Origin of the sequence: Stenotrophomonas sp. BIGb0135 (genome assembly GCF_024810105.1) — a bacterium.
Classification (GTDB): Bacteria; Pseudomonadota; Gammaproteobacteria; order Xanthomonadales; family Xanthomonadaceae; genus Stenotrophomonas; species Stenotrophomonas maltophilia_AB.
In genome coordinates, this window is record NZ_JANUDX010000005.1 from 1 (window position 1) to 12488 (window position 12488).

Genomic DNA, 12488 nt, shown 5'->3' on the forward strand with positions numbered 1-12488 from the left:
CCCCCCCCCCCCCCCCCCCCCCCCCCCCCCCCCCCCCCCCCCCCCCCCCCCCCCCCCCCCCCCCCCCCCCCCCCCCCCCCCCCCCCACGACCGCGTCTGGAGAGCCCCAACGCGCGCCTAGCGCAGCGAATGCGAACCGTTTTAGAGCGGGCTACGCGGCTCCACAACGAAATGCGGCGCCCCTGAGGGCGCCGCATGGGTTGGACAGAAACGGTGGGCTTACCGGCTGTTGATCACGTAGTCGGCGATGATGCCGGTGGCGATGGCGACCAGCAGCAGGTTGCCGCGGTCGTCGCGGATCCAGTGGTGGCCATACGGCGGACGACGCACCGAGTAGCGGTTGTAGTCGTTGACCACGTAGACCGGGCCCCGGTAGTACTCGTTGTAGCGGTGACCCCGCGCCCACCCGTAGCCGCGACCCGGGCCCGGGCGATAGACCACGCGCGGCGGCGGCGGTGCCGGGCGGTAATGGCCACGGTTGTCGTAGTAGCGACGATCGTGGTGCGCCTCGCGGCGGTCATCGCGCCAGTCGCGGCGGTCATGCCGGCGATCATGGCGGTCATCGTGGCGGTCGTGGCGGTCGTGCCCACGACCACGGTGGTCATCATCGGCGAAGGCCGGTGCCACCGCGCCGAGGGCAAGCAGCGAGGCAACGGCCCCGACGACAAATCGATTCATGCGCATGATTGGCCTCGCTTGGTGGATTGATGGCTCCATCATGCGCACGCCATCTGAACGGTTTCCGGCTGGAAACGGTTTCCACTTCAAGGGCCTTGACGGCCCATTCAGGCCCCGGCAAGCCCCGCCCCATGGGCCGACCGGCGACTGTCATCGCTTCCGGCTATAATCGGGAGTACCCCTTTTATTCATCTGTTCCCGTTCCGCATGGAACGGGGGCAGGGTCGCGCCTTCGGAGACCTCATGTCCTCGCAATACATCTACACCATGAACCGCGTCAGCAAGGTGGTCCCGCCCAAGCGGCAGATCATCAAGGACATCTCGCTGTCGTTCTTCCCGGGTGCCAAGATCGGCCTGCTGGGCCTGAACGGCGCCGGCAAGTCCACGGTGCTCAAGATCATGGCCGGCGTGGATACCGACTTCGAGGGCGAAGCCCGCCCGCAGGCCGGCATCAAGGTCGGCTACCTGGCCCAGGAACCCGAGCTGGACCCGACCAAGACCGTGCGTGAAGCGGTCGAGGAAGGCGTGGGCGAAGTGCTGCAGGCCCAGGCCCAGCTCGACGCCGTCTACCTGGCCTACGCCGAGGAAGGCGCCGACTTCGACAAGCTGGCCAAGGAACAGGAGCGCCTGGAGGCGATCCTCGCCGCCGGCGACGCGCACACCCTGGAAAACCAGCTGGACGTGGCCGCCGATGCGCTGCGCCTGCCGCCGTGGGATGCCGTCATCGGCAAGCTCTCCGGTGGTGAAAAGCGCCGCGTGGCGCTGTGCCGCCTGCTGCTGCAGAAGCCGGACATGCTGCTGCTCGACGAACCGACCAACCACCTCGACGCCGAGTCCGTGGAATGGCTGGAACAGTTCCTGGCGCGCTACACCGGCACCGTCGTCGCGGTCACCCATGATCGCTACTTCCTGGACAACGCCGCCGAGTGGATCTTGGAACTGGATCGCGGCCGCGGTATTCCGTGGAAGGGCAACTACACCGACTGGCTGATGCAGAAGGACGAGCGCCTGAAGCAGGAAGACAACCAGGAGAAGTCGCGCCAGAAGGCGATCCAGAAGGAACTGGAATGGTCGCGCCAGAATGCCAAGGGCGGCCGCACCAAGGGCAAGGCCCGTCTGGCCCGCCTGGAAGAGCTGCAGTCGGTGGACTACCAGAAGCGCAACGAAACCAACGAAATCTTCATCCCGCCGGGCGAGCGCCTGGGCAACTCGGTGATGGAGTTCAAGAACGTGTCCAAGAAGTTCGGCGACCGCCTGCTGTTCGACGAACTGAGCTTCCTGGTCCCGGCAGGCGCGATCGTGGGCATCATCGGCCCCAACGGTGCCGGTAAGTCGACCCTGTTCAAGATGATCACCGGCCAGGAAAAGCCGGATTCGGGCGAAATCACCGTCGGTCCGACCGTCAAGCTGTCCTACGTGGACCAGAGCCGCGATGCGCTGGAGGGCAACCACAACGTCTTCCAGGAAATCGCCGGCGGCCTGGACATCCTCAACATCAACGGCATCGAGATCCAGTCGCGCGCCTACATCGGTCGCTTCAACTTCAAGGGCCAGGACCAGCAGAAGCTGGTCGGTTCGCTGTCCGGTGGTGAGCGTGGCCGCCTGCACATGGCCAAGACCCTGCTGCAGGGTGGCAACGTGCTGCTGCTCGATGAACCGTCCAACGACCTGGACATCGAAACCCTGCGTGCGCTGGAAGATGCGCTGCTGGAGTTCCCCGGCAACACCTTCGTGATTTCGCATGACCGCTGGTTCCTGGATCGCATCGCGACCCACATCCTGGCGTTCGAAGGCGACTCGCACGTGGAGTTCTTCCAGGGCAACTACCGCGAGTACGAGGAAGACAAGCGCCGCCGCATGGGCGACGACGCCGCGCCGAAGCGCCTGCGCTTCAAGGCGCTGAAATAAGAAAGGAAAAACGGCCGCGCACTGCGCGGCCGTTTGCATTTGGGTAGGTCATGACCGTTGGTCATGACACAGGCGCGCACTGCGCGGCCGTTTGCATTCTGGCAGGTCACGACCGTGGGTCGTGACGCCTTATCGTCACGAGATTCCACCATGTCCCTCCCCGAGCGCCTGTTCCAGCTGCAGCAGTACGGCACCTCCGTGCGCACCGAAGTGCTGGCCGGCCTGACCACCTTCCTGACGATGTCCTACATCGTCTTCGTCAACCCGGACATCCTGTCCACCACCGGCATGGACCCGGGCGCGGTGTTCGTCGCCACCTGCCTGGCCGCGGCACTGGGCTCGCTGGTGATGGCGTTTGCGGCCAACTTCCCGGTCGGCATGGCCCCGGGCATGGGCTTGAACGCGTTCTTCGCCTTCACCGTGGTCGGCGCAGCCGGGCTGCCCTGGCAACAGGCGTTGGCCGCCGTCTTCATTTCCGGGCTGGTGTTCCTGGCGCTGTCGCTGACCGGCGTGCGCGCCTGGCTGGTGGCCGGCATCCCCAGCTCGCTGCGTGCTGCGATCGTGGCCGGCATCGGCCTGTTCCTGGCGATCATCGCGCTGCAGAAATCCGGCGTGATCATCGCCAACACCGATACCCTGGTCGCGCTCGGGCCGCTCAACACCGCCCCGCCGCTGCTGGCCCTGGGCGGCTTCCTGCTGATCGCGATCCTGGAAGCGCGCAAGGTGCGCGGCGCAATCCTGATCGGCATCCTGGCCGTCACCGGCGCCGCCTGGCTGCTGGGTGATGTGCAGTTCCATGGGCTGGTGTCGCTGCCGCCGAGCCTGGCCCCCACGTTCCTGCAGCTGGACCTGCCCGGCCTGCTGCACCACAACGGTGGCGCGCCGATCGCCGTGCTGCTGCAGGTGGTGCTGGTGTTCGTCCTGGTGGAGGTGTTCGACGCCACCGGCACGCTGTACGGCGTGGTCGGGCGGGCGGGCCTGTTGAAACTGCCGGGCGCGCAGAAGCGGTTCGGGCGCGCGTTGCTGGCCGACAGCACCGCGATCGTGGCCGGCTCGCTGCTGGGCACCAGCAGCACCACCGCCTTCGCCGAGAGCGCCTCGGGCGTACAGGCCGGTGGCCGCACCGGGTTGACCGCGCTGGTGGTCGCCGCGCTGTTCCTGGCCGCGCTGCTGTTCTCGCCGCTGGCGGCGATGGTGCCCGGCTATGCCACCGCCCCTGCCCTGCTGTTCGTGGCCGGGCTGATGCTGCGCGAGCTGGTGGACGTGGACTGGGGCGACCTGACCGAGTCGGTGCCGGCGGCGCTGTGCGCATTGGCGATGCCCTTCACCTATTCCATCGCCAATGGCCTGGCCTTCGGCTTCATTGCCTATGCGGTGCTCAAGGCCGGCACCGGCCGCTGGCGCGACGTGCATCCGGCGGTGTGGCTGGTGGCCGGCCTGTTCGTGCTGCGCTACGCGCTGGAGTAAGCGCCACGGTTCACCCCTCCGCAACGCGGCTCTGGGATGATGGCGGCATGAGCGATGCTTCACTGCCAGCCGATCTTTCCTCGCCATTGCGTCGCCGCCTGTTGCGTGCGGCGCTGCTGGCGCCTGCGGTGGGCGCGTTGGCGGCCCTGCCCGGCTGCTCGATGCCGGTCCAGGTGGATGGCACCTTCCTGCAACCCTGGCGCAGCCACCTGGACTGGACGATGGCCGACTGGCAGCGTTCGATGCAGTTGGCCGGTCGCCTGGGATGCAAGAGGCTGGTGCTGCAGTGGGCCGGCATCCACGGCGCGCCGGAAGGCGATTGGCTGCTGCCGGACGCGGGCCTGCGGATGCTGTTCACCGCCGCGGGCGAAGCCGGCATCACGGTGCGGGTGGGCCTGCCGTTCGAGCAGTCGTGGTGGACGGCCATCGGCGGCGATGATGCCGCGCTGCAAGCGTTCTTCGCCGACAGCCTGGCGCGCGCGCAGCAGTGGCTGGCGCAGGCCCCATGGGCACGCCTGCAGGCGTTCGGTGGCTGGTACCTGCCCTACGAGATCGAGCAGTACCACTGGGCCGACCCGGCCCGCGTGCAATGGCTGGTGCAGTGGCTGCACGGCCTGCAGCAGGCCGCGCAGGCGCGCGGTGGCGACTGTGCGATGTCCACCTATTTCAGCCGGCTGCAGACCGAAGGCCGGCTGGAGACGGTGTGGGCCAGCGTGCTCGACCAGGTCCCGCTGCGGCCGATGGTGCAGGACGGCGTGGGCGTCGCCGGCGCTGGCAACGTGCAGGAACTGCGGCCGCTGCTGGCGCTGCTCAAGCAACGCGGCGTGGCCTTCGATGCGATCGTCGAGTTGTTCCGCGAACTGCCGGGCGGAAACGCCGACGGTACCCAGTTCAAGGGTGAAACCGCCGACCCGGCGCGTATTGAGCGGCAACTGGCCTGGGCGCGCGACAGCGGGGCCGAGCACGTGCTGGTGTATGCGCTGGATCCCTGGCTGTCGCAGGACACGCCGCAGGCCAAGGCATTGCGGCGTCACTGGGGCCTGTAAGGCCTGCCTCCGCTACCGACCGACGGTCGGTAGCGACAGGTTCGTGCCGTACGCGCGTTACAGCGTGCGGCCGATGATCTCGCGCAGGATCTCGCTGCTGCCGCCAAAGATGCGCAGGGCGCGTGCATCGGTCCAGGCGCGGCCGATGCCGTACTCGCTGCTGTAGCCGTAGCCGCCGTGCAGCTGCAGCAGGTCATCAAGCACCGTGCCCTGCAGTTCGGTGGCATTGAGCTTGGCCATCGCCGCCACCGTCGCATCCAGCCGGCCCTGCATCTGCTCGCCCAGGCACTGGTCGAGGAAACTGCGCAGCATCGCCAGTTTGGCAGCCGCATCGGCGAGCACGAAGCGGGTGTTCTGGTGGTCGATCAGGAAGCGCCCGAACGCCTTGCGCTGGCGCACGTAGGCCACGGTCTCGGCGAGCATGCCTTCGGCCGAGGCCGCCGCACGCAGCGCGATGGCCAGGCGCTCGGCGGCCAGTTGTTCACCCAGGTAATCGAAGCCGCGCTGTTCTTCGCCCAGCAGGTGCGAGGCCGGCACCACCACGTTGTCGAAGAACAGTTCGCTGGTGTCCTGCGCATGCTGTCCGATCTTGGGCATCGGCGCGCCACGGGTGACGCCGGACCACGCGGTATCCACGCAGAACAGGGTCAACCCGCGCGCACCCAGCTCCGGCGCGACGGTCGCCACCACCACCACCACGTCGGCATTGCTGCCGTTGGTGATCCAGGTCTTCTGGCCGTTCAGCAGGTAATGCTCCCCCTGGCGCTCGGCGCGGGTGCGGATCGCCTTGAGGTCGCTGCCGGCGCCGGGTTCGGTCATGGCAATGGCACCGATCACCTCACCGCGGGCCATCGCCGGCAACCACGCATCGCGCACGACTTCGCTGCCGTACTGCATCAGGTACGGCGCCACCATGTCCGAGTGGATCGAGAATCCGATGCCCAGGTAGTTCGCGCGCGCCAGTTCTTCGGTCACGCACGCGGCATGCCCGTAATCACCGCCAAGGCCATAAGGCTCGGGCAGCTGGCAGTTGAGCAGGCCGGCCTCGCCCGCTGCGCGCCACAGCGACCGCGGGGTGATGCCGTCGCGCTCCCACTGCGCGTAATGCGGCGCGATGTCGCTGTCGATGAAGCGACGCACCTGCGCGCGGAACAGGGCGTGGTCGTCGCGGAAAACGGAACGCTCGGACATGGGATCAGCGGCCCACCGCGTCGGTGCCACTGAGCTGACCCTGCAGCACCGGGGCGGCCGCCGTACCGGTCAGGAACAGGCTGTAGTGATCGCCGGGCTGCAGCGCCGGCAGCGCCAGCGGGGCGCTGTCCTTGCTGCCGCAGCCGGCTACCAGGCGCGCCTTGACCGGGTTGATGCCGCGCGCACTGCTGCTGCCGGCGGGCACCGCCGGGAACACCACCGGCCCCTTGTCGGCCATGGCCAGGCGGCCCTGCGTGCAGCCGCTGGCAAGATTGTAGAAACGGATCTCGGCCTTGAGCGCGTCGCTGGTGCCGCCGCCATCGGCCAACACCGCCAGCGGCCTGGTCGGGGTGGCGGCATCCAGCACCAGCGTGGTGAAGCTGCCGGCGGCGACCTGCGCCTGGCTGCGCGGCTTGCCGGCCACGCGCAGGTTGAACGGCTTGCCGCCTTCCACGATGGCGTAGCGGGTGGCGCGGGTGGCCGGGCCGATGCTCTGCTCGGCACCGTTGCCGACGGCGACCTTGAGCGCGGCGCTACCGGGATTCAACACGCGTACGAACGCCGAGCCGGCCGGCGGCCGCGGCGCGTACAGCTGCGCGAGGCGGCCTTCCTGGCCCCCCTGCTGCGCGTAAGCGGCCAGCGGGGAAAGCACCAACAGGGCGGCGGTGAGCGGGATCAGGGTGCGCTTCATGGTCTGGGTTCCTGGCTGCGGAGCGTGCGCGCCAATGCATAGCGCTGCTCCAGTTGTCTGCGGTCGACCTTGTTGCTGTTGCCGGTGGGCAACGCATCCACGGCGATCAGTTCGGAGGGAATCATGTAGGGCGGGACGCGGCGGCCGAGCTGTTCCTTCCAGTCCTGCAACGCGGCGGGCAGCGGCTGCACCAGGCCTTCGCCGGGCTGGGCCAGCTCGACGAAGCCGATCATCCGCACCAGGCTGCCGTCGGGCCGGCGCAGCACCACCGCTGCACCCGCCACCACGCCGTCCAGCGTGGACAGCGAGGCATCCACTTCGGCCAGCTCGATGCGGTAGCCGTTGAGCTTGATCTGGTCGTCCTTGCGGCCGCGGAAGTACACGCGGCCCTGGTCGTCGAGATCGCCGAGGTCGCCACTGCGGTAGGCGCGCTTGCCGTGGTGGTCGAACAACACGCCTTCGTCCAGGTCCGGGCGGTCCAGATAGCCGCGCATGACGTGGTCGCCGGCCATGCAGATTTCGCCATCGTCGATGAAGACCTCGGCATACGGCTTGGCCACGCCGATCGGGAACGGGTTCGGGGCGGCCGCACGCAGCGCCGGGTCGATCTCCACCCAGGTGGTCGAGCAGGTGGCTTCGGTGGGGCCGTAGGAGTTGATGATGCGCGCCTGCGGGAAACGCGCCCACAGTTCCTCGGCCACGCGTGGGGTGAGCGATTCGGCGCCGAACACGAAGACCTTCAGCGACGGCAGGTGCTCGGCGTTGAAGCGTGGGTTGAGCATCTGCTGGCGCACGAACGAGGGCGTGGAGGCCCACACCGCCACCGCCGAATGCCGCAGGTGCTCGACGAAACGCTCGCTGTCGGCGATCACCTCGCGCGGGCACAGCACGCAGCTGCCGCCCAGGCCGAGCGCACCGCACAGGTCGAACAGCGAGAAGTCGAAGCTGAAGAGCATCTGGTTGAGGAACGCCGGTGCTTCACCCAGCTGCAGGCAGTCGCGAATCCAGCCGGTGAACAGCGCCACGCTGTCGCGGCCGATCTGCACGCCCTTGGGGTCGCCGGTGCTGCCCGAGGTGAACATGATGTAGGCCAGCTCCGGCACGCGCAGCGCGCGCGGCGCATCGGCGCCAGGGCCGAAGGTGTCGGTGGCCGCATCGTAGATCGCCCCGGCATGGGTGAGCTGGGTGATGCGCTGCAGCCGCGCCGCCGGGTTGATGGTGTCCACCGGTACGTAGGTGACGCCCAGTCGCAGGCAGCCAAGCATGGCCACCACGAACGCGGACTGCTTGTGCCCGGAGATCACCAGCGCATGCCCCGGCTGCACGCCGGCCGCCTGCGCGCGCACGATCCAGGCCTGGGTCGCCGCGTGCAGCGCGGCCCAGTCCAGGGTGCCATCGGCATCGTGCAGCGCCGGCGCGTGCGGCGCGCGGTCCAGCTCGACGAAGCGGCAGTGGTCGAAATCGAAGCGCATGCGGGCGGCTCCTGCAGGGGGGGGGAAGGCTCAGCGCTGGTGCGCGGCCACGTAGTCGGCCAGCACCTGCACCGAATCGACCAGCGCATCGATCTCATCGACCGGCAGGGTCACGCCGAGGCGGTCCTTGACCTCGACCATCAGCTGCACCTTGGACATCGAGTCGAACAGCGACTCCATGTATTCGTCGGGCTGCACGCGGGTGCCGATCACCGCTTCGACGATGTCGATCAACTGGGCCTGGAGGGTCTGGATATCCATCGGGTTCACCTTGTCAGAACTGGAAGTAGAGGAAACGGGATTCTTTGTGCAGGCTCAGCAGCGACAGGCCCAGCATGAGCAGCATCACCAGCAGCCATTGCCAGTTGGGCTGCCAGCGCATCCACGCGCGCGGGGCCGGGCTCGGCTTGGCCAGCGACGGGCCGTACACGCCCATGATCTGCTGCGCATTGGGTGCCAGCCAGACGATGGCCAGCAGCACCAGGATGTAGAGCAGCTGCACGTGGTGCCCGGCCAGCAGGCGCCAGCTGTCGCCCAGCCCCATGCCGCCAAGGTAGCCCAGGTTCTCCAGGCTTTCCCAACCACGCACGCCGAACATGGCCTGGACCAGCTCCCAGGCATCGTGCACGCCGTCGGCGCGGAAGAACGCCTGTGCCACCAGCACCGCGCCAAAGGTGAGCAACACGTAGCCGGCGTGCTGGTACCAGCGCAGCTGGCGCAGCGCGGCCGGCTTGCGGCCACCGACGAACACGCGCCAGGCATGGTTGATGGAGAGGTAGCCGGCATGCAGCAGGCCGAAGATCAGGAACTGCAGGCCGGCGCCATGCCAGATGCCGGCCAGGCCCATCGCCCACACCGTGGGCAGCACGATCATCGACAGGAAGCCGCCGGCCGAGGCCACCGCGGCCGGGCCGGTGGCGCGGCCGTGGCGGGTGCGCCAGCGGGTCACCGCCATCGCCACCGGGTAGTACAGGTAGGCGGTGATGTAGCGGGTGAGGGTCATGTGCCAGCGCGCCCAGAAGTCGATCACGCTGGTCGCCTTGTACGGCGAGTTGAAGTTGAGCGGGAAGCGGATGCCGAACATCCGCGCCAGGCCCAGCGCCATGTCCGAGTAACCGGAAAAATCGAAGTAGAGCTGCAACGCATAGCTGAGCGCGGTGGCCCAGGCCCCCCAGAACTGGACCTCGCCCGTGGACGCGAAGCCGGCATCGGCATACGGGGCGATGGTGTCGGCCAGCAGCACTTTCTTGGCCAGACCGATCACGAACAGCATGCCGCCCACCGAGAGGTTGTCGGCCTGGAAACGGTAGGTTTCGCGCTTGCTGAACTGCGGCATCATCTCCTTGTGGTGGAGGATGGGGCCGGCGATCAGGTGCGGGAAGAAGGTCACGAACAGCACGTAGCTGAGCGGGCTGCGGTCGTTGACCACGCCGGCACGGCAGTCGAGCAGGTAGCCGATCTGGGTGAAGGTGAAGAAGGAAATGCCCAGCGGCAGGATCAGCGCGTCCATCGGGCCGACGTTGAAACCCATCTCGCCGACGAAATTCACCATCGCCGCGAAGTACTTGTAGTGCACCAGCAGCAGCAGGTCGGCGGCCACGCCCAGCGCGGTGGCCAGCAGCTGCAGCCTGGGCCGCCTGGCCAGCGACAGGATCACCAGGCTGACCAGGTAATTGAACACGATCGAGCCGGACAGCAGGATCACGAACTGCGGGTTCCACCAGCCGTAGAACACGATCGAGGCCACGCACAGCCACAACGCGGCCAGCCGCGGTCGCACCGCACCCAGCGCGTAATGCACGCCCAGTGCGATCGGCAGGAACACCAGCAGGAACAGGAAGGAGTTGAAAAGCATCGTCCGTAGCGCTCAGTGGATCTCGGCCAGTGTTGCCTGCTCACCGTCGGTCAACGGCAAGGACAGGGCCATTTCGGAGAATTCCCAGACCACCAGCTTCACTGTCGATGGCCACTGCGCACGCTGCGGCCAGGCGGCCAGCAACGCGCCCGAGAACTGCCCACCATCCAGGCTCTGGTTCCACACTTCGCGCCCCAGCGCATGGCCCAGGCGCTCGGCAAACAGGCTGCGGCGGCCATTGGAGCTGCCCAGCAGCAGTACCTCCACCGGCGGGGTGTCATCGAGCAGGCCGCCGCTGCGCAGCGGGGTGATCACCTGCTCCGGCTCGCGGTCGAGCGCCGGGCGCCAGGCCGGCGGTGCCTTCTCCAATCCGGCCAGCACGATCAGGTCGCCCATGCGCGGTCTGGCTGCGCCCGGCGCGCCGACCTCGAAGGCCTGCCCGCCCGGGCCACCCAGCAAGGGCAGCGCAGCGGCGGCCACCGCGTCGGCCGCGCGCTGCGCGCCGAGCCGGTTCATGTGCACGTCGGTACGGAAGAACATGGGCGCGTCGGCGCCCTGCAGCACCGGGAGCAGGTCGGCCGACGGCACCTGGGCGACCTGCAGTGCCTGCTGCCACTGGCCGAGCCGCGCGCGCATGTTCGCCGAATGCCGCAGCCCGCAGGTGTGCGCCTGTTCGATCCGCGACTTGTCCGGCACCACCACCACCAGCAACTGCACGCCCTGCGCCTTGAGCTGGGCCGACCAGTGCCGCATCAGGCGCACCCGCTGCTGGACGACCTGGTCGCCGGCACCCGGCTGCGGGCGCAGGCCGTCGCGATAGAACAGCCAGTCCGGGCACCCCAGTGCGACCTGCGGGCCGAGGTCGCCCAGCAGGCGATAGCGCAGCGCCGCCGTGGCCAGGTCGGCCTGGGCCTGCACCGGCAGCTTGAGCGCTTCGTTGATCGCGCGGCCCGCCTCGCCATCGGCCCAGCGCGCCGGCGCCAGCGACGCCGCCGGAATCTTCGCCCTGCCCAGCATCCAGCCGCCAGCGAGCAGGCCGACCACCAGCAGCGCGATCACCACCACCGTCGTGGGCAGGTGGGCACGCGCCGGCGCGGCGGGGGGCAGTGGCGCGGGCGCGCCGGGACGAGCACTCATCGGGTTACTGCCCCAGTGCCTTGTTCAAGCGTGCGGTCCATTGCTGCGGGGTCATGATCGAGGCGTTGTCCCACTGGCCACGTGCATCCGGGCCCTGCACGTAGGACGGCTCGAACATCTGCCAGACCAGCACCTGCGGCTTGTGCGCGCGGAACTCGGGCGACTCCAGGTACTCCAGCAGCATCACCCAGTGGCCGACGTTGCCCGGCTTCCAGTTCACCGAGACCGGGCGGTCGAGCACGTTGGAGAGCTTCTGCGGGAAGCCGAAGTACGGCTGCACCATGCTGTGGCCGGTGACATGCACCGGCGCCGGCGCATCGTCCAGCAGCGACTGCTGCTCGGCCTGGCGGCGCACGGTGAAGGTGTCACGGCCAATGGACCTGCGCTGCTCTTCGGTGAGGAACAGTTCGGCCAGGTCGCCGAAGCGGCGTTCCTTGATCTCGCTGCCCAGCGCCATCCCGGTGCCGGCCTCGCCCGCCAGGCTGGGCACCTGCTGGCGGATCTGCGCGGCCACGGCCGAGGCCACGGCGTCGGCCGCCGGCTGGGTCCAGTGCTGGTCGCTGCGGTAGAACACCTCCTGCCCGCCCTGTTTGACCTGGCGCAACACCTGCAACGCATCGACCGAGGGCACGCCGGAGGTTTCCAGCCCGTCATGGACCAGCGCATAGCGGCCGCGTACGGCCTCGCCCAGGCGCTTGCCGTCGGGCAGCTTGTCTTCGTAGAACAGGGCCTTGTCCGGCAGCACCAGCACCTCCAGCTTGACCCCGGCCGCGGCCAGCGCGGTGCGCGCCTGGGCGATCAGCTGGGTGTTGCGGGCAATCGCCGGCGCATCGACGTCGGTGAGGCTGCCCCACGCCGGGAACAGCCAGCCATCCTTGCCGATCAGCACGATCGAGGAGTCCTGGTTGGCCGCGCCGGCCGCCGCCGGCGGCGTCTGTGCGATCGCCGGTGCCGTGGCGCACAGCGCGCCGCACAGCGCGGCCAGCAACAGCGGCCGCAGGCGGGAGGGGCGGGCGGAGGATCGGGCGTGGGTCATCGTCGGG

General features: G+C 68.7%; 11 protein-coding genes. 3 read left to right on the forward strand and 8 right to left on the reverse strand.

Annotated features, from left to right (window positions below; translation table 11 throughout):
* Positions 1–219 precede the first annotated feature (219 nt).
* Positions 220–684 (reverse strand): RcnB family protein, encoded by a 465-nt coding sequence (locus M2421_RS12100; RefSeq protein ID WP_259206952.1) that lies wholly within the window; start codon positions 682–684, stop codon positions 220–222.
* 237 nt (positions 685–921) lie between these two features.
* On the opposite strand from M2421_RS12100, the gene ettA reads away from it, so the two are divergent.
* The 3 genes from ettA to M2421_RS12115 all read left to right on the forward strand — a co-directional run bounded on the left by ettA (position 922) and on the right by M2421_RS12115 (position 5099).
* Positions 922–2586 carry an energy-dependent translational throttle protein EttA gene (ettA, locus tag M2421_RS12105; protein ID WP_259206955.1) on the forward strand — a complete coding sequence of 555 codons (1665 nt, stop codon included), beginning with the start codon at positions 922–924 and terminating at the stop codon, positions 2584–2586.
* A gap of 150 nt (positions 2587–2736) precedes the next feature.
* Positions 2737–4053 carry an NCS2 family permease gene (locus M2421_RS12110; protein ID WP_259206959.1) on the forward strand — a complete coding sequence of 439 codons (1317 nt, stop codon included), beginning with the start codon at positions 2737–2739 and terminating at the stop codon, positions 4051–4053.
* 47 nt (positions 4054–4100) lie between these two features.
* Entirely contained in the window at positions 4101–5099 is a 999-nt protein-coding gene (locus M2421_RS12115; RefSeq protein WP_259206961.1) for a DUF4434 domain-containing protein, read from the forward strand.
* Positions 5100–5156: 57 nt separating this feature from the next.
* Here the strand turns inward: M2421_RS12115 and M2421_RS12120 are convergent, their stop codons facing one another.
* From M2421_RS12120 to M2421_RS12150, 7 genes are read right to left on the reverse strand one after another with little or no spacing between them, the layout of a single operon-like run.
* Positions 5157–6290: an acyl-CoA dehydrogenase family protein gene (locus tag M2421_RS12120; RefSeq protein WP_259206963.1), complete on the reverse strand. Its 1134-nt coding sequence runs from the start codon at positions 6288–6290 to the stop codon at positions 5157–5159.
* 4 nt (positions 6291–6294) lie between these two features.
* Positions 6295–6981: an alginate O-acetyltransferase AlgF gene (locus tag M2421_RS12125; RefSeq protein ID WP_259206965.1), complete on the reverse strand. Its 687-nt coding sequence runs from the start codon at positions 6979–6981 to the stop codon at positions 6295–6297.
* Positions 6978–8453 (reverse strand): AMP-binding protein, encoded by a 1476-nt coding sequence (locus M2421_RS12130; protein WP_259206967.1) that lies wholly within the window; start codon positions 8451–8453, stop codon positions 6978–6980. Before M2421_RS12130 ends, M2421_RS12125 begins: the two co-directional genes overlap by 4 nt.
* Positions 8454–8483: 30 nt before the next feature.
* A complete protein-coding gene (locus M2421_RS12135; RefSeq protein WP_038690541.1) occupies positions 8484–8714 on the reverse strand; it encodes a phosphopantetheine-binding protein in 231 nt (76 codons plus the stop codon).
* Positions 8715–8727: 13 nt separating this feature from the next.
* Positions 8728–10308, reverse strand: coding sequence for an MBOAT family O-acyltransferase (locus M2421_RS12140; protein WP_259206974.1), 1581 nt, complete (start codon positions 10306–10308; stop codon positions 8728–8730).
* A gap of 12 nt (positions 10309–10320) precedes the next feature.
* Positions 10321–11445 (reverse strand): cell division protein FtsQ, encoded by a 1125-nt coding sequence (locus M2421_RS12145; protein WP_259206976.1) that lies wholly within the window; start codon positions 11443–11445, stop codon positions 10321–10323.
* Positions 11446–11449: 4 nt separating this feature from the next.
* The gene (locus M2421_RS12150) at positions 11450–12481 is read right to left on the reverse strand and encodes a twin-arginine translocation pathway signal (RefSeq protein ID WP_259206977.1); all 1032 of its coding nucleotides are present in this window, start codon (positions 12479–12481) and stop codon (positions 11450–11452) included.
* Between the last annotated feature and the right edge of the window lie 7 nt (positions 12482–12488).

Coding starts and splice junctions, on each gene's coding strand:
- M2421_RS12100 (WP_259206952.1), bottom strand. CDS start 684: ATGCGCATGAATCGATTTGTCGTCGGGGCCGTTGCCTCGCTGCTTGCC.
- ettA (WP_259206955.1), top strand. CDS start 922: ATGTCCTCGCAATACATCTACACCATGAACCGCGTCAGCAAGGTGGTC.
- M2421_RS12110 (WP_259206959.1), top strand. CDS start 2,737: ATGTCCCTCCCCGAGCGCCTGTTCCAGCTGCAGCAGTACGGCACCTCC.
- M2421_RS12115 (WP_259206961.1), top strand. CDS start 4,101: ATGAGCGATGCTTCACTGCCAGCCGATCTTTCCTCGCCATTGCGTCGC.
- M2421_RS12120 (WP_259206963.1), bottom strand. CDS start 6,290: ATGTCCGAGCGTTCCGTTTTCCGCGACGACCACGCCCTGTTCCGCGCG.
- M2421_RS12125 (WP_259206965.1), bottom strand. CDS start 6,981: ATGAAGCGCACCCTGATCCCGCTCACCGCCGCCCTGTTGGTGCTTTCC.
- M2421_RS12130 (WP_259206967.1), bottom strand. CDS start 8,453: ATGCGCTTCGATTTCGACCACTGCCGCTTCGTCGAGCTGGACCGCGCG.
- M2421_RS12135 (WP_038690541.1), bottom strand. CDS start 8,714: ATGGATATCCAGACCCTCCAGGCCCAGTTGATCGACATCGTCGAAGCG.
- M2421_RS12140 (WP_259206974.1), bottom strand. CDS start 10,308: ATGCTTTTCAACTCCTTCCTGTTCCTGCTGGTGTTCCTGCCGATCGCA.
- M2421_RS12145 (WP_259206976.1), bottom strand. CDS start 11,445: ATGAGTGCTCGTCCCGGCGCGCCCGCGCCACTGCCCCCCGCCGCGCCG.
- M2421_RS12150 (WP_259206977.1), bottom strand. CDS start 12,481: ATGACCCACGCCCGATCCTCCGCCCGCCCCTCCCGCCTGCGGCCGCTG.